The organism is Ornithinimicrobium sp. CNJ-824 (assembly GCF_001942405.1).
In the GTDB taxonomy this organism is placed as follows: Bacteria; Actinomycetota; Actinomycetes; order Actinomycetales; family Dermatophilaceae; genus Ornithinicoccus; species Ornithinicoccus kibberensis.
Window position 1 is genome coordinate 57,602 of sequence record NZ_MKKA01000033.1, and the last position, 19,092, is coordinate 76,693.

General features: G+C 73.6%; 17 protein-coding genes, 1 tRNA gene and 3 pseudogenes. 6 read left to right on the forward strand and 15 right to left on the reverse strand.

All coding sequences use genetic code 11. The features are described from left to right. Positions 1 to 105: 105 nt before the first annotated feature. Together BJF81_RS19680 and BJF81_RS10920 are read right to left on the reverse strand one after the other, a co-directional pair. Entirely contained in the window at positions 106 to 549 is a 444-nt protein-coding gene (locus BJF81_RS19680) for an L-lactate permease (RefSeq protein ID WP_237770188.1), read from the reverse strand. Further along, positions 471 to 1,913, reverse strand: coding sequence for an L-lactate permease (locus BJF81_RS10920; RefSeq protein WP_237770189.1), 1,443 nt, complete (start codon positions 1,911 to 1,913; stop codon positions 471 to 473). The genes BJF81_RS19680 and BJF81_RS10920 overlap by 79 nt, the downstream gene beginning before the upstream one ends. A gap of 163 nt (positions 1,914 to 2,076) precedes the next feature. Between BJF81_RS10920 and BJF81_RS10925 the strand changes: the two genes are divergently transcribed. Both BJF81_RS10925 and BJF81_RS21555 read left to right on the forward strand, forming a co-directional pair. Next, positions 2,077 to 2,841, forward strand: coding sequence for an IclR family transcriptional regulator (locus BJF81_RS10925; RefSeq protein ID WP_075958364.1), 765 nt, complete (start codon positions 2,077 to 2,079; stop codon positions 2,839 to 2,841). Positions 2,842 to 2,939: 98 nt separating this feature from the next. Next, positions 2,940 to 3,170: pseudogene (locus BJF81_RS21555) on the forward strand (type II toxin-antitoxin system PemK/MazF family toxin); the annotation flags it as partial. Here BJF81_RS21555 and BJF81_RS10930 read toward each other — a convergent pair. The 6 genes from BJF81_RS10930 to BJF81_RS10955 all read right to left on the reverse strand — a co-directional run bounded on the left by BJF81_RS10930 (position 3,142) and on the right by BJF81_RS10955 (position 6,640). Next, the gene (locus BJF81_RS10930) at positions 3,142 to 4,464 is read right to left on the reverse strand and encodes an MFS transporter (RefSeq protein WP_075958365.1); all 1,323 of its coding nucleotides are present in this window, start codon (positions 4,462 to 4,464) and stop codon (positions 3,142 to 3,144) included. The pseudogene BJF81_RS21555 and the gene BJF81_RS10930 sit on opposite strands and share 29 nt — an antisense overlap. A 124-nt stretch (positions 4,465 to 4,588) precedes the next feature. Next, positions 4,589 to 4,661 (reverse strand) — tRNA-Ala (locus BJF81_RS10935). 131 nt (positions 4,662 to 4,792) lie between these two features. Continuing rightward, positions 4,793 to 5,446: a histidine phosphatase family protein gene (locus tag BJF81_RS10940; RefSeq protein WP_075958366.1), complete on the reverse strand. Its 654-nt coding sequence runs from the start codon at positions 5,444 to 5,446 to the stop codon at positions 4,793 to 4,795. Next, positions 5,443 to 5,829, reverse strand: coding sequence for a ribosome silencing factor (gene rsfS / locus BJF81_RS10945; protein ID WP_075958367.1), 387 nt, complete (start codon positions 5,827 to 5,829; stop codon positions 5,443 to 5,445). The genes BJF81_RS10940 and rsfS overlap by 4 nt, the downstream gene beginning before the upstream one ends. Further along, the gene (nadD, locus tag BJF81_RS10950; RefSeq protein WP_237770208.1) at positions 5,826 to 6,398 is read right to left on the reverse strand and encodes a nicotinate-nucleotide adenylyltransferase; all 573 of its coding nucleotides are present in this window, start codon (positions 6,396 to 6,398) and stop codon (positions 5,826 to 5,828) included. Before nadD ends, rsfS begins: the two co-directional genes overlap by 4 nt. Before the next feature lie 14 nt (positions 6,399 to 6,412). Then, positions 6,413 to 6,640, reverse strand: coding sequence for a hypothetical protein (locus BJF81_RS10955; protein ID WP_141337453.1), 228 nt, complete (start codon positions 6,638 to 6,640; stop codon positions 6,413 to 6,415). A 38-nt stretch (positions 6,641 to 6,678) separates the two neighbouring features. Between BJF81_RS10955 and BJF81_RS21065 the strand changes: the two genes are divergently transcribed. Together BJF81_RS21065 and BJF81_RS21070 are read left to right on the forward strand one after the other, a co-directional pair. Beyond that, complete coding sequence (locus BJF81_RS21065) at positions 6,679 to 7,203, forward strand: glycosyltransferase family 2 protein (protein ID WP_342447131.1); 525 nt, start codon at positions 6,679 to 6,681, stop codon at positions 7,201 to 7,203. A 364-nt stretch (positions 7,204 to 7,567) separates the two neighbouring features. After that, on the forward strand, positions 7,568 to 7,690 hold the full coding sequence (locus BJF81_RS21070; protein WP_342447132.1) for a hypothetical protein: 123 nt from the start codon (positions 7,568 to 7,570) through the stop codon (positions 7,688 to 7,690). Here BJF81_RS21070 and BJF81_RS10965 read toward each other — a convergent pair. The 7 genes and pseudogenes from BJF81_RS10965 to BJF81_RS10995 all read right to left on the reverse strand — a co-directional run bounded on the left by BJF81_RS10965 (position 7,678) and on the right by BJF81_RS10995 (position 16,649). Beyond that, a pseudogene (locus tag BJF81_RS10965) lies at positions 7,678 to 8,960 on the reverse strand (glutamate-5-semialdehyde dehydrogenase). The gene BJF81_RS21070 and the pseudogene BJF81_RS10965 sit on opposite strands and share 13 nt — an antisense overlap. Positions 8,961 to 9,033: 73 nt before the next feature. Continuing rightward, complete coding sequence (gene proB / locus BJF81_RS10970) at positions 9,034 to 10,158, reverse strand: glutamate 5-kinase (RefSeq protein WP_075958370.1); 1,125 nt, start codon at positions 10,156 to 10,158, stop codon at positions 9,034 to 9,036. 84 nt (positions 10,159 to 10,242) lie between these two features. Next, the gene (gene obgE, locus BJF81_RS10975; protein ID WP_075958371.1) at positions 10,243 to 11,748 is read right to left on the reverse strand and encodes a GTPase ObgE; all 1,506 of its coding nucleotides are present in this window, start codon (positions 11,746 to 11,748) and stop codon (positions 10,243 to 10,245) included. Positions 11,749 to 11,877: 129 nt separating this feature from the next. Beyond that, positions 11,878 to 12,144, reverse strand: a complete 267-nt coding sequence (gene rpmA / locus BJF81_RS10980) for a 50S ribosomal protein L27 (protein ID WP_075958372.1) — start codon at positions 12,142 to 12,144, stop codon at positions 11,878 to 11,880. Positions 12,145 to 12,189: 45 nt separating this feature from the next. Beyond that, positions 12,190 to 12,504, reverse strand: coding sequence for a 50S ribosomal protein L21 (gene rplU, locus BJF81_RS10985; RefSeq protein WP_075958373.1), 315 nt, complete (start codon positions 12,502 to 12,504; stop codon positions 12,190 to 12,192). 165 nt (positions 12,505 to 12,669) lie between these two features. Beyond that, positions 12,670 to 15,272: pseudogene (locus tag BJF81_RS10990) on the reverse strand (Rne/Rng family ribonuclease). Positions 15,273 to 15,860: 588 nt separating this feature from the next. Further along, positions 15,861 to 16,649: a TIGR03936 family radical SAM-associated protein gene (locus BJF81_RS10995; protein ID WP_075958374.1), complete on the reverse strand. Its 789-nt coding sequence runs from the start codon at positions 16,647 to 16,649 to the stop codon at positions 15,861 to 15,863. A 349-nt stretch (positions 16,650 to 16,998) separates the two neighbouring features. Between BJF81_RS10995 and serC the strand changes: the two genes are divergently transcribed. After that, positions 16,999 to 17,895 (forward strand): 3-phosphoserine/phosphohydroxythreonine transaminase, encoded by an 897-nt coding sequence (gene serC, locus BJF81_RS11000; protein ID WP_237770190.1) that lies wholly within the window; start codon positions 16,999 to 17,001, stop codon positions 17,893 to 17,895. 3 nt (positions 17,896 to 17,898) lie between these two features. Further along, positions 17,899 to 19,083: a phosphoglycerate dehydrogenase gene (locus tag BJF81_RS11005; protein ID WP_075958375.1), complete on the forward strand. Its 1,185-nt coding sequence runs from the start codon at positions 17,899 to 17,901 to the stop codon at positions 19,081 to 19,083. Positions 19,084 to 19,092 lie beyond the last annotated feature (9 nt).

The following is a 19,092-nucleotide window of genomic DNA, read 5'->3' on the forward strand; positions in this document are numbered from 1 at the left end:
TGGTCCTCCCGGCCCCACGGCCCGGAGGACCGCCTCGCGCGGGGACGCCGCCCCGCCCGGTCGGTGCGGGCGGGACGGCGTCGTCCGCGGGTCGTGCAGCCGGCGTCAGCGCGGCGTCTGCACCTGGGGGATCTTCTTGTCGCGGTCGACCATCCACACCACGAGGCCGACGAGAAGGGCCACCAGCAGCACCAGCTGGATCAGCCCGGCATTGAACCCGATGCCGTAGATCCACAGGAAGCTCACCGCACCCCCGACGAGGCTGTAGTAGGCGGTGATGAGCACCGTCTTGCGGATCAGGTCGCCCTCCCGGCCCAGCAGGCCGACCGTGGCCGAGGCGGCCACGATGTTGTGGATGGCGACCGGGTTGCCGGCCGCGCCGCCGATGGCCTGCGCCGCCACGACGCTCTCCGGCGCGACCCCGATCTCGTTGCCGGTCGCGAACTGGAACAGCGAGAACGTCAGGTTGCTCACGGTGTTGGACCCCGCCACGAAGGCTCCCAGGGCCCCGATCCACGGTGCCACGAGCGGCCAGTTGGCCCCGGCCACGGCGGCCGCCCCCTCGGCGAGGTCACCGGCATCGAGGCCAGGTCGGAGCTGGTGAAGTCGGGACCCGACCGGATGAGCAGCCGCACGAGGGGCACCGCGAAGCCCAGCGCGACCGCGGTGCCGAGCAGCTGCTTGGCCGCGACCGACCAGGTCGCCCTGATCTGGTGGCCGTTCATCTTGTGCAGGGCGTAGGTGATCAGGACGGTGACGATGAAGACCGTTCCCGGGCTGTAGAGCCACTGCCAGGTGGTGCTGATGCCCGTGCCGAGGATGTTCTCGAACGGGATGGTCACCCACGGTGCGTCCGAGCGCAGGGCGTTGGTCAGCGGCTCGATGAGGCGGGTCGCCAGCAGCAGGACGGCGATGACGACGTAGGGGCTCCAGGCGGTGACGATGCCCATCCGCTTGCGGGTGTCCAGCTCCTCGCCGAGGTGGTCGGTGTCCAGGGAGCCCATCCAGCGCTCCTCCCAGGAAGCCCGGGGGCCGAAGTCCCAGGTGTCCTTGGGCATGAGGAAGCCACGGCTCGAGGTGAACATCACCAGGGTGAGCCCGAGCAGACCACCGATGAGGGAGGGGAACTCGGGACCGATGAAGCGCGCGACCAGCACGTAGGGGACCGTCATCGCGAGGGAGGCGTAGAGGGCGAACGGCCAGATCCGCAGCCCCTCGGCGAAGGAGCGGCGCTCCCCGAAGAAGCCGGTGAGGAACACCGCGATGGCCAGGGGGATCAGCAGACCCGCGATCGCGTGGATGGCGGCGGTCTGGAAGGCGATCTCGGCGACCAGGCCGTCGTAGCTCAGCCCCAGCTCGGCCGCACGTTCGTCGACGCCGGCGCCGTCCTGCAGCCCGCCGCCGACGCCGACGATCATCGGCGTGCCGACGGCTCCGAAGGACACGGGCGTGGACTGGATGATCAGACCGACCATGACGGCGGCCATGGCCGGGAAGCCGAGCGCCAGCAGCAGCGGTGCGACGACGGCCGCCGGCGTGCCGAAGCCGGACGCGCCCTCGATGAAGGAGCCGAAGAGCCAGCCGATGATGATCGCCTGCACCCGGCGGTCGGGCGAGATGGAGGTGAAACCGGCCCGGATGGTGCTCATCGCCCCGCTGGAGATGACCGTGGCGAGCAGCAGGAGTGCGCCGAAGACGATGTAGAGCAGGGTGACCGCGATGATCACGCCCTCGATGGTGGCCGCGGCCACGGCCGCCGGTCGCATCTGCCACACGGCCATGGCGATGACCACGGTGACCACGTAGCCGACGGGCATGGCGTACTTGGCCGGCCAGCGGAAGCCGGCGAGCAGCACGCCGACGACCGCGATGGGCGCGATGGCCAGGAGGCTGAGCACTGCGAGGTTGTCCACGTCGACACCTTTCCGGGCGGTGACGTCGGCCCACGACCCGCGCCGCCACCGGGTTATCCGGCCGTCCGCGCGGGAATGGACTGACCATTCCGGGACGCACTATGCCCCTCCCCGGTTGGTGCGTCAAGGGTGGCGTGCGGGTGTCGCCGATAGGGTGGCCCCCATGACGCTGGAGGAGGCGGGACGGGGGCGCGGCGTGCAGTCGGTGGACCGCACCCTGGCCATCCTCGAGGCCCTCGCGGGGCACCCGGGGACGCTCGGTGTCACCGAGGTGGCCCGGGCGACCGGCCTGCCGACGGGGACCGTCCACCGCCTCCTCGCGGCGCTGGCCCGCCGCGGGTGGGTGCGACAGGACCCGGACCGCCGCTACGGGCTGGGGCCGAGCGCGCTGCTGCTCGGGGACGCCGCCTCCCGCGAGCTGTCCGTCCTGGCCGCCCCGGCGCTCCGGGCCGCGGTCGAGGCCACCGGGGAGACGGCCAACCTGGCCGCCTTCGACGGGGAACGCATGGTCTACCTGGCCCAGTCCCCCTCGCCCCACACCCTGCGCATCTTCGCCGAGGTCGGCCGGCGTGTGCCGGTCCACTCGACCGCCGTCGGCAAGGTGGTGCTCGCCGGGCTCCCGCCGGAGGAGGCGGGGCGTGTCCTGGCGACGGTCCCGCTCGAGGCGCGCACGCCCCATACCCTGACCTCGGCGGAGGCCTTGGAGGAGGAGCTCGAGCGGGTCCGGGGGCAGGGGTATGCCGTGGACGACGAGGAGCAGGAGCTGGGGGTGCGCTGCGTGGCCGTGCCGGTCGACCTGCACGGGGGCCGGATGGCGCTGTCGGTCAGCGGTCCCACGGAACGGATGACGCAGGAGGAGGCCCGACGGGTGGTCGCCGACCTGACCAGGGTGGCCCAGGACCTGGCCGGCCGGGCCCGCGGGTCGTGACCGACGCGCACGGCGCCACCGGCGACGACCCGCCGCAGGTCGGGTGGGCGCCGGTGGCCGACGACCGGGCCGACCCCGGGGAGGTCGTGTGGGCCTGGGTGCCGTTCGAGGAGGAGCCGCAGCGGGGCAAGGACCGGCCGGTCCTGGTCCTGGGACGCGCCGACGACACCCTGCTGGCCCTGCAGCTGACCAGCCGCGACCACGACCTGGACGAGGAGCAGGAGGCGGCCGAGGGCAGGCTCTGGACGGACATCGGCACGGGTGCCTGGGACCGGTACCGGCGGCCCAGCGAGGTGCGCGTCAACCGTCTGCTGCGTCTCCCGTCGGCGGCGGTGCGGCGGACCGGGGCGTCGGTCGACCGGCACGTCTTCGAGCACGTCCTGGACGAGGCCGCCCGGCACCTGCCGGAGCTGGGCCTGCGGCGGGACGCCGACGCCGGTCCGCCCGCGCCACCCAGTGACGGACCCACGCCGCCCCGGCCATGAGGCTCAGGCCGGTGACGACGCAGGCCGTGCCGAGCGGGACGATCGCCGCCAGGCCGGCGACCATGAGCGGGCCGCCCGAGCTGCCCAGGTCTCCGGCGAGCCGCCAGCCGCCCAGGTACTGCGACCGGCCCTCGGCAGGGGCGGTGTCGGCCCCCAGGGTCATGACGATGCCCGAGCCCATGCCGTTCCCGACGGCCATGAGCACGGCCAGGGCGACGAAGGCGGGCAGTCCCCCGGCCAGGGGCAGCAGGCTGACGCCCAGTCCGATCGTGGCCACGACCGGGACGGCCACGACGGTGCGCCCCGCGTGGTCCATCAGCCAGCCGGCGGGGTAGAACAGCGCGATCTCCACCAGGGCCGCCACACCGAAGACCAGGGAGGTGACCTCGGCGGAGATGCCGACGTGCTCGGCCCACAGCGGCAGCACCGTCGCGCGCAGCGACCGGGCGGCCCCGATCACCACCACGGCGCTGCCCAGCGTGAGCAGCACGTGCCGGTGCGCGGCCAGGACCGACCCGACGGTGGGCCGGGCGGCGGGCACCGGGTCGGCACGGGTGCCGACGTCGCGGACGAGCAGCACGACCAGCCCCGAGAGCAGAGCCAGAGCCGCGGCCATCCAGAAGACCGACCGCAGCGACCCGGTGGCTGCCAGCAGCCCGGCCCCGGCCACCGGCCCCAGGAAGGCGCCGACCCGGTGGCTGCCGCCCAGCGTGGACATCGCCCGCGCGAGCAGGTGGGCGGGCGCCACCGAGATGAGGAAGCCCTGCCGGGCCAGGAGGAAGACCGACCAGCTGGCGCCACTGAGGACGACCGCGCCGGCGAGCACCGGGACCGACGGGGCGGTGGCGGCGACGACCATGGCGGCGGCGTCGACCACGCCCGCCCCCACGAGGGCTCGTCTCTCCCCCACCCGTGCCACGAGGGCCCCGGCCGGCAGCGAGGTCAGCAGGCTGCCCACCCCCAGCAGGGCCACGACGAGGGCGGCCTGGCCGACGCCGGCACCCAGGTCGCGGGCGAGGAGGGCCAGCACCGGCAGGAGGGCGGCGTGCCCGGTACCGCTGACGACGGTCGGCAGGAAGGCCGCGAGCGCGACGTCGCGGAGCCGGAAGGGCACCGTCCCCGACGGCCCGCCGTCCATGCGTCCCTCCTGTCCGGTCGGGTCCGTCCGCTGCTCCCGGCCCGGGGCCGACCCGTCGGCCTGCCGGCGGGACCCGACAGCCAGAAGGCCGCCTCCCGGCTGGGAGACGGCCTTCCGTCCACGGTGGAGCTGAGGGGATTCGAACCCCTGACCCCCTCCATGCCATGGAGGTGCGCTACCAACTGCGCCACAGCCCCGAAGGGCCCCGTTGAGGACTGGAACACAATACCCAGCCCGGTCGACATTTCCCAAATCGCAGGTCACGGGCGGTGCCGGGGCCTCCCGCCTGCGGGCCGGGGTCCGCGCCGGTCCCCGGGGCGGGCCCGGGTCAGCGGTCGGAGACCGAGGCGGGTCCGGGACGGCCCACGCCCACGTTCCAGGACTCCAGGCGCCAGCCCGTGCGGTGCTCGACCAGCTCGGCCCAGTGGCAGTTGTGCAGCCCCACCAGCGACAGCCACGCCTGCCGGGCGGACAGGCCGACGACGTCGGCGACCAGGGCCCGGCTCGCCATGCCGTGGGTGGCCACGACCGCGGTCTCCCCCGGCCCCAGCCGGGGCAGCAGCTCCTCGAACACGGCCCGCACCCGCACCTGGACGTCGGCCACCCGCTCGCCCGTCTCCCCGCGGACCGGGTCCTCCCCGCGGTCGAGCGCCGCGAGGGCCTGCGGGAACCGGGCGAGCACCTCGGTGTGCGCCAGCCCCTGCCAGCGGCCGACGTGGATCTCGCGCAGCCGCGCGTCGTGCTCCACGGGCAGGCCGGTGAGCGCGGCCAGCTCGTCGGCGGTGTCTGCCGCCCGCGACAGGTCGCTGGAGAGCAGCCGGGCCACCGGACGCTCGGCCAGGCGGGCGGCCGCTGCCGCGGCCTGTCGTCGGCCCCGCGCGGACAGGTGGCTGTCCAGCTGGCCCTGGTAGATCCCGCCGGCGTTGTGCTCCGTCTCGCCGTGCCGCCAGACCACCACCCGACGGGGCGGCCGCCGGCTCACGCCTCGTCGGCCGGGGCCGGGGGAAGCACGACCGTGGGGCAGTCCTTCCACAACCGCTCGAGGTCGTAGAACTCGCGGTCCTCGCTGTGCATGACGTGCACGACGATGTCACCGAAGTCGAGGAGCACCCAGCGGCCCTCCCGCTGTCCCTCGCGGCGCAGCGGCTTGGCACCGAGCTCCTTGAGCCGGTCCTCCACGGCGTCGACCACGGCGCCGACCTGGCGCTCGCTCGGCGCGGAGGCGATGACGAAGACGTCGGTCAGCGCCAGCTGGCCGGAGACGTCCAGCCCCACGACGTCGCGCGCCAGCTTGTCCTGGGCGGCGGCGGCGGCGGCCTGCGCCAGCTCCACCGCCCGGGGGGTGGCACGGGGGGTGGCACTCACGGGGTCTCCTCCTGGTACAGGGCATACTTGTGGATGTACTGGACGATGCCGTCCGGGACGAGGTACCACACCGGCTCCCCGGCAGCGGTCCGCTCCCGGCAGTCGGTCGAGGAGATGGCCATGGCCGGCACCTCGAGGAGCGTCACCTTGTCCTGCGGCAGTCCGCTGTCGGTCAGGTCGTGGCCGGGGCGGGTGACCCCCACGAAGTGGGCCAGCTCCCACAGCTCGTCGACCCCCTTCCAGGACAGGATCTGCCCGAGGGCGTCGGCGCCGGTGATGAAGAACAGCTCGTCGTCGGGGCGGAGCCTGCGCAGGTCGCGCAGGGTGTCCCGGGTGTAGGTCGGCCCGGGCCGGTCGACGTCCACGCGGCTGACCGTGAACCGCGGGTTGGAGGCGGTCGCCACGACCGTCATGAGGTAGCGGTGCTCCGGTGCGCTGACCTCCGCGGCGTCCTTGCGGTAGGGCTGGCCGGTGGGAACGAACACCACCTCGTCGAGGTCGAGCAGGTGGGCCGCCTCGCTCGCGGCCACGAGGTGCCCGTGGTGGATGGGGTCGAAGGTCCCACCCATCACCCCCAGGCGCATCAGTGCGCGCTGGAGCCGCGTGCGCTGTCCGGGTCGTGCCCCTCGGCGACGCCGTGCGGGTCGAGCGCGAGAGTGTTGCGGAAGGACCACAGGAGGCCGAGCAGGCCCAGGAAGATCGCCAAGGCGATGACCCCGAACCAGATGGGGTCGAACAGCAGCTCGTTGACCACGTGGTGGCCCCCCTCCTCCTCGGAGGCGGCCAGCAGCTGGGAAGGCACAGACGTCATGCGGGCCACTGTACCCGCAGGCCACCTACAGTGGAGCCATGTCCGCACCTGCGAGCCCCCGTCCCGCCGGGGACGGCGCCGTGCCGCCGACGCTGTCGGTCGTGGTCCCCATGTTCGACGAGGCCGAGGTGCTGCCGCTGTTCGTGGAGCGGGTGCGCGGCGTGCTGGACGGCCTGGGCGAGCCCTACGAGGTCGTCGCGGTCGACGACGGCAGCCGGGACACCACCCCCGTGCTGCTCCAGGCGGCCCGACGGACCTGGCCCCAGCTGCGGGTGCTGCGCCTGCGGGCCAACGCCGGCCACCAGGCGGCCCTGTCCGCCGGCCTGGTCGCCGCGCGCGGCGACTGGGTGGTCACCCTGGACGCGGACCTGCAGGACCCGCCCGAGGTCGTGCCCGAGATGCTGCGGGCGGCCCGCGACCAGGACGTCGACGTGGTCTACGGCGTCCGCACGGACCGCTCGTCCGACTCGGTGTTCAAGCGGTCCACGGCCCGCGTCTACTACGCCCTGATGCGGGCCCTCGGGGCCGGGGGCGCCCGGACGACGCCGGGGACTACCGGTTGATGTCCCGGGCCACGGTGGAGGCGGTGAACGCCCTGCCGGAGGACCACCGCGTGCTGCGGCTGGTGGTGCCCGCGCTGGGCTTCCCGGCCACGACGGTGGGCTACGTGCGGGCCGAGCGGGCCGCGGGGACGAGCAAGTACCCGCTCGCCCGGATGCTGCGGCTCACGGTGGACTCGGTCACCGGCTTCTCCGCGGCCCCGCTGCGGCTGGCCACCTGGTTCGGGCTGGTCGGCTTCCTCGTGGCCCTCGGGCTCCTGGCTACGCCCTCGTCGCCAAGCTGGGCGGCCAGACGGTCGCCGGGTGGACCTCGACCGTCGTCATCGTCGCCGGGTTCAGCGCGCTGCAGCTGCTCAGCCTCGGCGTCATGGGCGAGTACGTCGGCCGTATCTACGCCACCCTGCAGCGCCGGCCGTCCTACTACGTGGCCTACGACTCCCTCGCCGAGCCTGCCGACGAGCCGCTCGGGCGTCCTTCTCAGCGCACCTGACCGTCGCCCTCGACGACCCACTTGGTCGTCGTGAGCTCGGGCAGGGCCATCGGTCCCCGGGCGTGCAGCTTCTGCGTCGAGATGCCGATCTCGGCGCCGAACCCGAACTCGCCCCCGTCGGTGAACCGGGTCGAGGCGTTGACCAGCACGGCGGCGGCGTCCACCTCGGCCGTGAACCGCCGTGCGGCGTCCCGGTCGGCGGTGACGATCGCCTCGGTGTGCCCGCTGGTGTGCTCCTGCACGTGCGTGATCGCCGCGTCCAGGTCGTCCACCACCCGGGCGGAGATGTCCAGCGAGAGGAACTCGGTGTCGTCGTCCTCCGGGGTGACCGGGACCCAGCGGGCGCCGGCGGTCTCGGCATACCCCCTGGTGTCCTCGTCGCCGTGCACCGTGACACCTGCTGCCGCGAGCTCGGCCATGACCCCCGGCAGGACCCGTGCGGCGGCGTCCCGGTGCACCAGCAGCGACTCGGCGGCGTGCAGACCGACGGGCGGTGGGTCTTGGAGTTGGTGACGATGCGCACGGCCATGTCGGCGTCGGCCGAGCCGTCGACGTACACGTGGCAGTTGCCCACCCCCGTCTCGATGACCGGGACGGTGGACTCGGTCACCACCGTCCGGATCAGGCTGGCACCGCCCCGGGGGATGACCAGGTCGACGAGGCCCCGGGCCGTCATCAGCGCGCGGGCGGCGTCGTGCCCGCCCTCGGAGAGCAGGTTGACCGCGTCGGGGTCCAGCCCCTGCGCCTCGAGCGCCGACCGCAGCACGCCGACCAGGGCGGCGTTGGTGGAGGAGGCGGCGGACCCGCCCCGGAGGATGACCGCGTTGCCGCTCTTGAGCCCCAGACCGGCGGCGTCCACGGTGACGTTGGGCCGAGCCTCGTAGATCATGCCCACGACCCCCATCGGGACGCGCACCTGCCGGATCTGCAGGCCGTTGGCCAGGGTCGAGCCGCGGACCACCTCGCCCACCGGGTCCGGCAGGGTGGCGATCTGCCGCAGCGCGTCCGCGACCGCGTGGACCCGGTCCGCGTCGAGGGTGAGCCGGTCCAGGAGGTTCTCGGACAGGCCCGAGGCGCGGCCGCGGTCCAGGTCCTCGCCGTTGGCCGCCACCACCGCGGCGGTGGCCGCGTCCACGGCGTCGGCGAGGGCCAGCAGGGCCGCGTCCTTCTCCCCCCGGGTCAGCTGGGCCAGCTGACGCGAGGCCCTGCGCGCCCGGCGGGCGACCTCGTGGACGTGGTCGACGACCTCGGGGGCGATGGGGGTGCTCATGGGGACTGCTCCTTGGTCTGTGGGTCCATGCGTCGGTGCGGTGGGTGGTGGGGAGGGCTTCCGGCCGGTGTCGTCAGAGGACGACCAGGTCGTCCCGGCGGACGACGGGGCGGGGTGCGGGTGCGCCGTTGCGCAGCCGCGGGCCGCGCGCCAGCCGCTGACCCACGAGGGGCCGCAGCTCCTCGGCGTCGTAGCCGACGAGGCCGCGGGCCACGACCAGGCCCCTGTCGTCGCACAGGTCGACGGTGTCCCCGGCGGTGAACCGGCCCTCGATGCGGGTGATCCCCACGGGCAGCAGGGAGGTGCGGTGGGAGACGACCGCGTCCACCGCACCGTCGTCCAGGACGATCCGACCGGTCGCGCTGCTGGCGTGCGCGAGCCATCGCCGGCGGGCCGGACTCTTGCTGCCGGTGGGGACGAACAGGGTCCCCACCTCGTCGCCGGACAGGGCCGCGGTGACCTTGTCGGCGCTGGTGAGCAGGACGCTGACGCCCTCCTCCGTGGCCATCTGGGCGGCGGCCACCTTGGTGGCCATGCCGCCGGTGCCCACGGCGGACCCGGCGCCCGAGATGTCGACCGCGGCGATCTGCTCCGCGGAGGTGACCGTCCGGATCGGGCGGCTCCCAGGCTCCGTCGGATGGCCGTCGTAGAGCGCGTCCACGTCGGACAGCAGCAGGAGCGCGTCGGCGTCCACGAGGTGGGCCACGAGGGCGGCCAGCCGGTCGTTGTCGCCGAAGCGGATCTCGTCGGTGGCCACCGTGTCGTTCTCGTTGATGATCGGCACCACCTCCAGCTCCAGGAGCCGTTCGAGGGTGCGCGAGGCGTTGACGTAGTGGCTGCGACGGTGCATGTCGTCGGCGGTCAGCAGGACCTGCCCGACCCGGACCCCGTGCAGGGTGAAGGCGTTGGTGTAGGCCGCCATGAGCTGGCCCTGCCCCGCGCTGGCCGCCGCCTGCTGGGTGGCCAGGTCCTTGGGGCGCCGGGTCAGCCCGAGCGGGCCCATGCCGGCCGCGATCGCCCCGGAGGAGACCAGGACCACCCTGACCCCGGAGAGGGCCTGCCGGGCCAGGGCGGTCGAGAGCGCCTGCAGACGGAACCCGTCCAGACCACCGGTGGGGCTGGTCAGGGAGGACGAACCGACCTTGACCACGAGCCGGCGGGCGTCGCGGATGACGCTGCGGTCGACGGAGAGGGCCATGACAGGATACTAATCCACGACCGTGCATACTCATGCATCGTGCGTCGTCCTTCCGACGGCGCACCGGGCCCGCCCGGTCCGGGTTCAGTCCTCCTCGGTCCACTTGCCGGCGCGACGCTCCGCGGCCAGCTCCTCGCGGGCCGCCGCCGCGGCGTCCATCTTCTCGTGGAAGGCCTCCCGCTTCTCCGACCGGGTCGGCCGGGCGCGGTCCTCCAGCCGCAGGTCGCTGCCCCGCTGGCCCAGCAGCTCGGCCCCCGCGCTCACCGTGGGCTCCCAGTCGAAGACGACCGCGTCGTCCTCGGGCCCGACGAGCACGGTGGAGCCGGAGACCGCCCCCGCCTTGAGCAGCTCCTCCTCCACCCCGAGCCGGTTGAGCCGGTCGGCCAGGTAGCCGACCGCCTCGTCGTTGGTGAAGTCGGTCTGGCGCACCCAGCGGGTCGGTCGGTCGCCCAGCACCCGGAAGACCTCGCCGTCCGGGGTGTTCTCCCGACGCACCGTGAAGCCTGTCTCGTCCACGGCACGCGGTCGCACGACGACGCGGGCCGGCTGCTCGACGAGCTGCTCCTCCCGGGCCCGACGGACGTGGGCGGCGAGGGAGAAGGTCAGCTCCTTGAGCCCCTGGTGCGCCACGGCGGACACGACGTGCACCTCGTACCCCTGCGCCTCCAGGTCCGGACGGACCATCTCGGCGAGCTCGCGCGCCTCGGGCACGTCGGCCTTGTTGAGGACCACGACCCGCACGCGCTCGGCCAGCGGGATCCCGCCGAGACGACCGTGCGGGACGTAGGCCGCCAGCTCCTCCTCGATGACCTCCAGGTCGGTCAACGGGTCCCGTCCCGGCTCGAGGGTCGCGCAGTCGATCACGTGGACGAGCACGTGGCAGCGCTCGACGTGACGCAGGAACTGCAGTCCCAGCCCCTTGCCCTCGCTGGCCCCCGGGATGAGCCCGGGCACGTCGGCGACGGTGAACCGCTCACCGCCGGCGGTGACCACGCCGAGGTTGGGCACGAGGGTGGTGAACGGGTAGTCGGCGATCTTGGGACGGGCGGCCGAGAGCACGCTGACGAGGGAGGACTTCCCGGCCGACGGGAACCCGATGAGAGCCACGTCGGCGAGCGTCTTCAGCTCCAGGACGACCTCGGCCTCCTCCCCCGGCTCGCCGAGCAGGGCGAAGCCGGGGGCCTTACGCCGGGCCGAGGCGAGGGCCTTGTTGCCCAGGCCGCCCCGACCGCCGCGCGCGGCCACGTACTCGGCCCCGTCGCCGACGAGGTCGGCGAGCACCTCCCCGGAACGAGTGGTCACCACGGTGCCGCTGGGGACGGCCAGGACCAGGTCCTCCCCCTGGGCGCCGTTGCGCTCGTCACCCTCCCCCGGACGGCCGTTGGGCGCGCTGCGGTGGGGGCCGTGGTGGTAGTCGATGAGCGTGGTGACGGAGGGGTCGACCCGCAGGACGATGTCCCCGCCGCGCCCGCCGTTGCCGCCGTCCGGCCCGCCGAGCGGCTTGAACTTCTCGCGGTGCACGGAGGCGACGCCGTGGCCGCCGTTCCCGGCCCGCAGGTGCAGCACGACACGGTCGACGAAGTTGGCCATGGACCGATCCTCTCAGCAGGGGGACGAACAGGGAGGCCGCCAGGGAGGCCGGCGGGGAAAGCGAACGACGCCGGTGGGGCGCTGGGCCCCTCCGGCGTCGTCTCGTCAGGCGTCGTGACGCGTCGCGCGTCAGGCGTCGGCGGTCTCCCGCGCGACGATGTTGACGGTCTTGCGGCCCCGCTTGGAGCCGAACTCCACCACTCCGGGGACGAGGGCGAACAGGGTGTCGTCGCCGCCGCGGCCAACGCCCTCACCGGGGTGGAAGTGGGTGCCACGCTGACGGACGATGATCTCACCGGTGCCGACGACCTGGCCGCCGAAGCGCTTCACGCCGAGACGCTGCGCGTTCGAGTCCCGACCGTTGCGGGACGAGGACGCGCCCTTCTTGTGTGCCATCTGAAGTCTCCTGGGAAAGGACGGGGTGGGCGGTGCGCCGGCGCCTCAGGCGTCGATCGCGGTGATCTTGACCTTGGTCAGCGGCTGGCGGTGGCCCTGCCGCTTCTTGTAACCGGTCTTGTTCTTGTACTTCTGGATGATGATCTTGGGGCCCTTGACGGCCGCCATGACCTCGGCGCGGACCACGGCCCGGCTCAGGGTCTCGGCGTCGGTGGTCACGGTGGACCCGTCGACGAGCAGCACGGGAGCGAGCTCCACGGTGTCCCCGGCGTTGCCGTTGCCCTGGACCTTGTCGATGGTCAGGACGTCGCCGACGGAGACCTTCTCCTGGCGGCCGCCAGCACGGACGATCGCGTACACGTTCAACTCACTTCCTGCAGTCGTGGAGGGGTATGCAGCTCCCGCTGGACCGGGTCGAGCCGCCGCCGGGGCGACGTCTACCAGACCCGTCCTGATCACGGGGCGAACCGACGCACCAGCCTACCCTGGCCCGGGCGCGCTGACAAAACCGGTGGATGTCGTCCCTCAGTCCTCGGAGGGATCGACGACGGTGACGGCCTCGGCGCCGGTGGGCGGACCCGCCGGGGCCACCACCCGTCCGCGCGGACGGCGCCGCCGCGGCTGCGGGGCGGGCTCGGGCTCGGGCGCGGGCTCGGGCTCGGCCGCGGGCTCGGGCTCGGCCGCGGGCTCGGGCTGCTGCAGGACGTCCTCGGTCACCTCCTCGGCCGCCACCTCCACGTCGGTCACGGCGTCGGCGGTCACCTCCTCGGCGGTCACCTCCTCGGCGGTCACCTCTTCGGCCGCCGCCCGGGCGGCCGCGTCCGCGGCCGGCGCCGGAGCACCGGCGTGCAGGGCCGCGGCGTGGGCCGCGGCGGCGATCTGGGCCGGGGTCGGGCCGTTGGGGTTGGGCGGCGGGAGGACGTTGCGGCTCTCCTGTCCCCCACCGTTGCCGTTCGTCGAACCGGACCGGCCCTTTCCACGGCCGCGGCGACCGCCGTTGCCGCCGGAGCTGTCGTCCTGCCCGCCCCCGCGGGTGGCCACCGGCTCGGTGTGCACGACCACGCCACGGCCGGAGCAGTGTGCGCAGGGCTCGGAGAAGACCTCGATGAGCCCGGACCCCACCCGCTTGCGCGTCATCTGCACCAGCCCCAGCGAGGTGACCTCGGCGACCTGGTGCTTGGTCCGGTCACGGCCCAGGCACTCCAGGAGCCGACGCACGACCAGGTCGCGGTTGGACTCCAGCACCATGTCGATGAAGTCGATGACGATGATGCCGCCGATGTCCCGCAGCCGCAGCTGGCGGACGATCTCCTCGGCCGCCTCGATGTTGTTCTTGGTGACGGTCTCCTCGAGGTTCCCGCCGGACCCGGTGAACTTGCCGGTGTTGACGTCCACGACGGTCATCGCCTCGGTGCGGTCGATGACCAGGGACCCGCCGGAGGGCAGCCAGACCTTGCGGTCCATGGCCTTGGCGATCGCCTCGTCGACCCGGTAGGCGGTGAAGACGTCGGTCGACCCGGTGTGCTTCTCGACCCGGTCGGCCAGGTCCGGGGCGACCTCGTCGATGTAGCGCTTGACCTCGCTCCAGGCGCCGTCGCCGGAGACCACGAGCTTGGAGAAGTCCTCCGTGAAGACGTCGCGGATGACCCGGACGGTCATGTCGGGCTCGCCATGGAGCAGGGCGGGGGCGTTGGCACCCTTTGCCTTGGCCTGGATGCGCTCCCAGGTCGCGGTGAGCCGTTCCACGTCGGCACGGAGCTCGGCCTCGGAGGCACCTTCCGCGGCGGTGCGCACGATGACGCCCGCGTCGGAGGGGACGACCTCCTTGAGGATCTTCTTCAGCCGGGCCCGCTCGGTGTCGGGCAGCTTGCGGGAGATCCCGGTCATGGAGTTGCCGGGGACGTAGACCAGGTAACGGCCGGGGAGCGAGATCTGGGAGGTCAGCCGGGCACCCTTGTGCCCGATCGGGTCCTTGGTCACCTGGACCAGGACCGACTCCCCCGACTTCAGCGCATTCTCGATCCGCTTGGGCTGGTTGCCCTCGAGCCCGGCAGCGTCCCAGTTCACCTCGCCGGCGTACAGGACGCGTTGCGCCCCTTGCCGATGTCGACGAAGGCCGCCTCCATGCTGGGCAGCACGTTCTGGACGCGGCCCAGGTAGACGTTGCCGGCCATGGTGCTCTGGGCCGACCGGGAGACGTAGTGCTCGACCGGCACCCCGTCCTCCAGCACGGCGATCTGGGTGCGGTCCGCCAGACCCCGGACCACCATGACGCGGTCCACGCTCTCCCGACGGGCGAGGAACTCCGCCTCGGTGATGATCGTCCGGCGCCGCCCGGCCTCCCGGCCCTCGCGCCGGCGCTGACGCTTGGCCTCCAGCCTCGTCGACCCCTTGACCGAGGAGACCTCGTCCCGGGCGGACCGCTCGCCGGACCCGGATGAGGATCCGGACTCCCCGCTGCGCCGACGACGCCGACGGCGGCGGGTCCCGCCGTTCCCGTCGTCCCCGTCCTGCTCGTCGTCCTGCTCCTCGGCCGACCCCGCGGATCCCTGGTCGCTCTCGTCGGACGCCCGGTCCTCGCCCCCGCCGGACCCGCCGCCGGAACGGCGTCCTCTGCGGCTGCGGGAGCGGCGTCGGCCGCCAGCTCCCTGGTCGTCGTCCGCGTCCGGACCGGAGGCATCCGTCCCGCGCTCGTCCTCGCCGTCGTCGGCGTCAGGCTCCTCGCTGCCGTCCCCGTCGCCCTGGTCCGAACCGGGTCGGCCGCGGCGGCCCTTGCCACCGCGGCGGCGACGACGACCCCCACGGCCGTTGTCGTCCTCGGTCCCGCCGTCCTGCTCCGGACCGTCCCCCTCGTCCGCCCCGGTCCGCGACCGGGACCCGGCTCCGCCCGAGGCTCCTTCGCCCTGCCCGGCGTCCTCGGCGCTCTCCTCGTCCTCCGGCCGGTCGGTCGGCGTGGTCACGCCGGAGGTGGCCCGTCGTGAACGTCGCCGGGGGATGTCCGACAGGTCGGGCGCCTGGAAGACGACGCCGAAGGAGGGCCGCTCGACCCGCTGCGGCTGGGTCTGGTCCTGCCCGGGATCGCCCTCGTCCTCGGTGGCCTCGTCCACGGCTGGCTCGTCGTCCTCCACCTCGTCCGCGGCGGGCTCGTCGTCCCCGGCGGGCTCGTCGTCCTCGGCCTCGGTCTCCGCCTCGGTCTCCGCCTGGGGCGGCTGCTCCGGCTCCGGCGACGGGCCGGCCTGCTCCTGGGAGCTGGCGGTGAGCTCGGCGGTGATCTCCGCGAGCCGGGCGGCCCGGTCGTCGGGGGTCTGGGCCCCGTCGGGGGCGCGTTCCTCACCGGGGGTGCTGGTCTCCTCGGACACGCTGTGCCTTTCTGGGCCGCCCGGGGAGTCCACACCGGGTCCGGGTAGGACCCACTTCCCGCGCGGCGCGGGTGCAGTTCGTCCAGCCCTGCTGGGCTCGGACGGAAGTCGTCCAGTTCACCCACGCGGTTCGCGCGGCTGGCGCGGCACCGGTGGGGGCGGTGGGAGTCGGCTCGATCATCACGACGGCGTCGCGTGCCGGCACAGGATGCCGCACAGCGAGGGGACTCGCACCGGGACGGGCAGCGGTGTGGTGACCTGCCCGACCACGGTCAGTATCGCACAGACACCCCGGGCAGCCCCACCGTCGACCGGGCGTGGCGGGTGGTACGGCACGGCCGGCGGGTCCTCCCGCGGCTACCCCGGCAGGTCGACCACCCGGTCGCCCACGACCGGGCCCTGGCGCAGGCGGGTCGCCAGCGGCCGGGGCAGGTCGGTGCCGGCAGCCCGGGACAGGGCCGTCCAGAGCTCCTCGGGACGGACCGTGGGCACGGTGTGGCGGACGGCTGCCAGGACGACCACGTCCCCCGGGCCTGCCGGGACCGCCGCGACCGGGCCCCCGGCGACCTCCATCCCCAGGACCGCGGCCCGGACGTCCAGCTCGCGCGGACCCTTCTTCATCATCCGCGTCACGGTCAGCTCCTCGGTCGCCAGCACGGCCTCGACCGCCTGCCGGACCGACCGGGGGTCCACCGCCCCGTCGGCCGACGACGGCCCGCCGCCGCCGGAACCGGTGGAGCCGCGCAGCCGCAGCGCCCACAGGCTGCCCTGCAGGTGGTCCGCCAGGGCACCGGGCAGGGAGGCGGCGTCGGCGACCTCCACGACGTCGAGACCGTCGGGCAGCGCCTCGTCCAGCACCTGCACCACCTCGTCGGGCTCGACCCGACGGGTGAGCGAGACCTCGACGTACTCGGCCTCGCTGGCCGTGCCCGTCGGTGCGGCGTTGGCGTAGGAGATCTTCGGGTGCGGGTGGAACCCGGCGGAGAACGCCACGGGCAGCCCCGCCCGACGGACGGCCCGCTCGAGCGCCCGCTGGAAGTCCCTCGTGGAGGTGAACCGCATCCGACCGCGCTTGGCGTAGCGCACCCGCAGCCGCATCACGGCAGGATCGGGTGCCGGTCCCTCGGGCAGACGTCGCGCGGCCATGGGCCGCCAGGGTAGCCGCCCCGGGGTCCCCCGGGACGACCGCGGTGTCGGCGGCGGACGGGCGTGCCGGTACGGTAGAGCCGGCTCTCGACGTCGAGGCCGGACCGGAGCGCAGCCCCGGGCTGAGCTGCGGTCGCCCCCCTACCACCCCGACCCGAGGAAGCCCCGTGCGCGTCTTCAACTTCTCCGCCGGCCCCGCCACCATGCCGCTCGAGGTCCTCGAGCGCGCCCAGTCCGAGCTCCTGGACCGGGGAGGGTCCGGGATGTCGGTCATGGAGATGTCGCACCGGTCCCCCGAGTTCGTGGCGATCGCCGCGGACGCGAACGGCGCCTGCGCGAGCTCCTCTCCGTGCCGGACGACTACGCCGTGCTCTTCCTCCAGGGCGGGGCCACGGGGCAGTTCGCGGCCGTCCCCCTCAACCTCACCGCGCCGGGCGCGCGCACGGCATACCTGAACACCGGATCGTGGTCGAAGAAGGCCATCGGCGAGGCCCGCAGGTTCACCGACGTGCAGGTGCTGGCCGACGAGAAGGGCTCCAACTACGCCTCGGTGCCGGCCCAGGGGTCGTTCGAGGTGCCGCAGGAGGCCGGCTACCTGCACTACACGCTCAACGAGACCATCGGGGGTGTCGAGTTCCCCTACGTCCCCGACGCCGGGGAGGTGCCGCTCGTCACGGACGCCAGCTCGACGATCCTGTCCCGTCCCCTGGACGTGGGTCGCTTCGGCGTGGTCTACGCCGGCGCGCAGAAGAACCTGGGCCCCTCCGGGATCGTCGTGGTGCTCGTGCGCCGCGACCTGCTGGGCCACGCGCGCCCGGACGTGCCCTCCGTGCTCGACTGGACCGCCATGGCCGAGGCCGACTCGATGCTCAACACGCCGCCGACGCTCGCGTGGTACCTGGTCGGCCTGGTCCTGGAGTGGGTGCAGGAGCAGGGAGGCGTGGAGGCGATGGCCCGGCGCAACCAGGCCAAGGCCGACCTGCTCTACGGTGCGATCGACGCCTCCGACTTCTACCGCAACCCGGTCGAGCCGGCCGCCCGCTCGTGGATGAACGTGCCCTTCCTCGTGCCCGACCCCGCCCTGGAGAAGCCGTTCGTGGCGCAGGCGGCGAAGGCCGGGCTCTCCGGGCTCGCGGGGCACCGCAGCGTCGGGGGGATGCGGGCGAGCATCTACAACGCCATGCCCCTGGAGGGCGTGCAGGCCCTCGTCGACTTCATGACCGAGTTCGAGCGGAAGAACGGCTGACCCATGAGCACCTTCGCGATCCAGACCCTCAACGCCATCTCCCCCGTCGGGCTGCAGCGGCTCGACCGGGACGTCTTCGACATCGGGACCGACATCGCCGAGCCCCGGGCCCTGCTGCTCCGGTCGGCCGACCTGCACTCGGTGCAGATCCCCGACTCCGTGTATGCCGTCGCGCGGGCCGGAGCGGGCACGAACAACATCCCCGTGGACCGGCTGGCCGCCCGGGGGATCCCGGTGTTCAACACCCCCGGGGCGAACGCCAACGCGGTCAAGGAGCTGGTCATCGCCGGGATGCTGCTGGCGGCGCGCAACCTCTACCACGCGGCCGACTACACCCGTGACCTCGTGGCGGGCCGGGCGCTGTCCGGCAAGGACCTCGACAAGCAGGTGGAGGCGGGCAAGAAGCAGTTCGCCGGCTTCGAGCTGCCGGGGCGCACCCTGGGGGTGGTCGGGCTGGGCGCGATCGGGGTGCTCGTGGCCAACGCCGCGCAGTCGCTCGGGCTCAAGGTCCTGGGGTACGACCCGGCGATCACGGTGGAGCGCGCCTGGCAGCTCTCCCCCCAGGTGGAGCAGGTCACCAGCGTGGAGGAGCTCTTCTCCCGCTCCGACATGGTCACCCCTCACGTTCCCCTGGTGGAGGGCACCAGGGGCCTGGTGGACGCCCACCGGATCTCCCTCATGCCCGAGGGCGGGGTGATCCTCAACTTCGCCCGCGGCGGTGTCGTCGACGAGACCGCCGTCCTCGAGGCGCTCGACTCGGGGCACCTGCACGCCTACGTCAACGACTTCCCCACCGAGGCCGGGGCGATCCACCCCAAGGTCATCGCCCTGCCGCACCTGGGCGCCTCGACCGGCGAGGCGGAGGACAACTGCGCCGTGATGGCGGTCGACCAGCTCTCCGACTTCCTGCTGCACGGCAACATCCGCAACTCGGTCAACTTCCCCGAGGTCGTCATGGCCCGTACGCCCGGGACCACCCGGCTGGGGATCTTCAACCAGAACCGCCCCACGATGATCGGCCAGATCACCGGGGTCCTGGGCGAGGCGGGGCTCAACGTGGCCGAGTTCACCAACCGGTCCAGGGGCGACTACGCCTACACCCTCGTCGACGTCGAGGGCGAGGTGATGGACGACCTCAAGCAGTCCATCCTGGCCATCGACGGCGTGGTCCGGGCGCGCAAGCTCTGAGCCCTCCCC

What these genes read in the sequence shown, in the direction of transcription:
- BJF81_RS10925 (WP_075958364.1), top strand. Translation starts at nt 2,077, where the DNA reads ATGACGCTGGAGGAGGCGGGACGGGGGCGCGGCGTGCAGTCGGTGGAC.
- BJF81_RS10930 (WP_075958365.1), bottom strand. Translation starts at nt 4,464, where the DNA reads ATGGACGGCGGGCCGTCGGGGACGGTGCCCTTCCGGCTCCGCGACGTC.
- nadD (WP_237770208.1), bottom strand. Translation starts at nt 6,398, where the DNA reads ATGGGTGGGACCTTCGACCCCATCCACCACGGGCACCTCGTGGCCGCG.
- BJF81_RS10955 (WP_141337453.1), bottom strand. Translation starts at nt 6,640, where the DNA reads ATGACGTCTGTGCCTTCCCAGCTGCTGGCCGCCTCCGAGGAGGAGGGG.
- BJF81_RS21065 (WP_342447131.1), top strand. Translation starts at nt 6,679, where the DNA reads ATGTCCGCACCTGCGAGCCCCCGTCCCGCCGGGGACGGCGCCGTGCCG.
- BJF81_RS21070 (WP_342447132.1), top strand. Translation starts at nt 7,568, where the DNA reads ATGGGCGAGTACGTCGGCCGTATCTACGCCACCCTGCAGCGCCGGCCG.
- proB (WP_075958370.1), bottom strand. Translation starts at nt 10,158, where the DNA reads ATGGCCCTCTCCGTCGACCGCAGCGTCATCCGCGACGCCCGCCGGCTC.
- obgE (WP_075958371.1), bottom strand. Translation starts at nt 11,748, where the DNA reads ATGGCCAACTTCGTCGACCGTGTCGTGCTGCACCTGCGGGCCGGGAAC.
- rpmA (WP_075958372.1), bottom strand. Translation starts at nt 12,144, where the DNA reads ATGGCACACAAGAAGGGCGCGTCCTCGTCCCGCAACGGTCGGGACTCG.
- BJF81_RS10995 (WP_075958374.1), bottom strand. Translation starts at nt 16,649, where the DNA reads ATGGCCGCGCGACGTCTGCCCGAGGGACCGGCACCCGATCCTGCCGTG.
- BJF81_RS11005 (WP_075958375.1), top strand. Translation starts at nt 17,899, where the DNA reads ATGAGCACCTTCGCGATCCAGACCCTCAACGCCATCTCCCCCGTCGGG.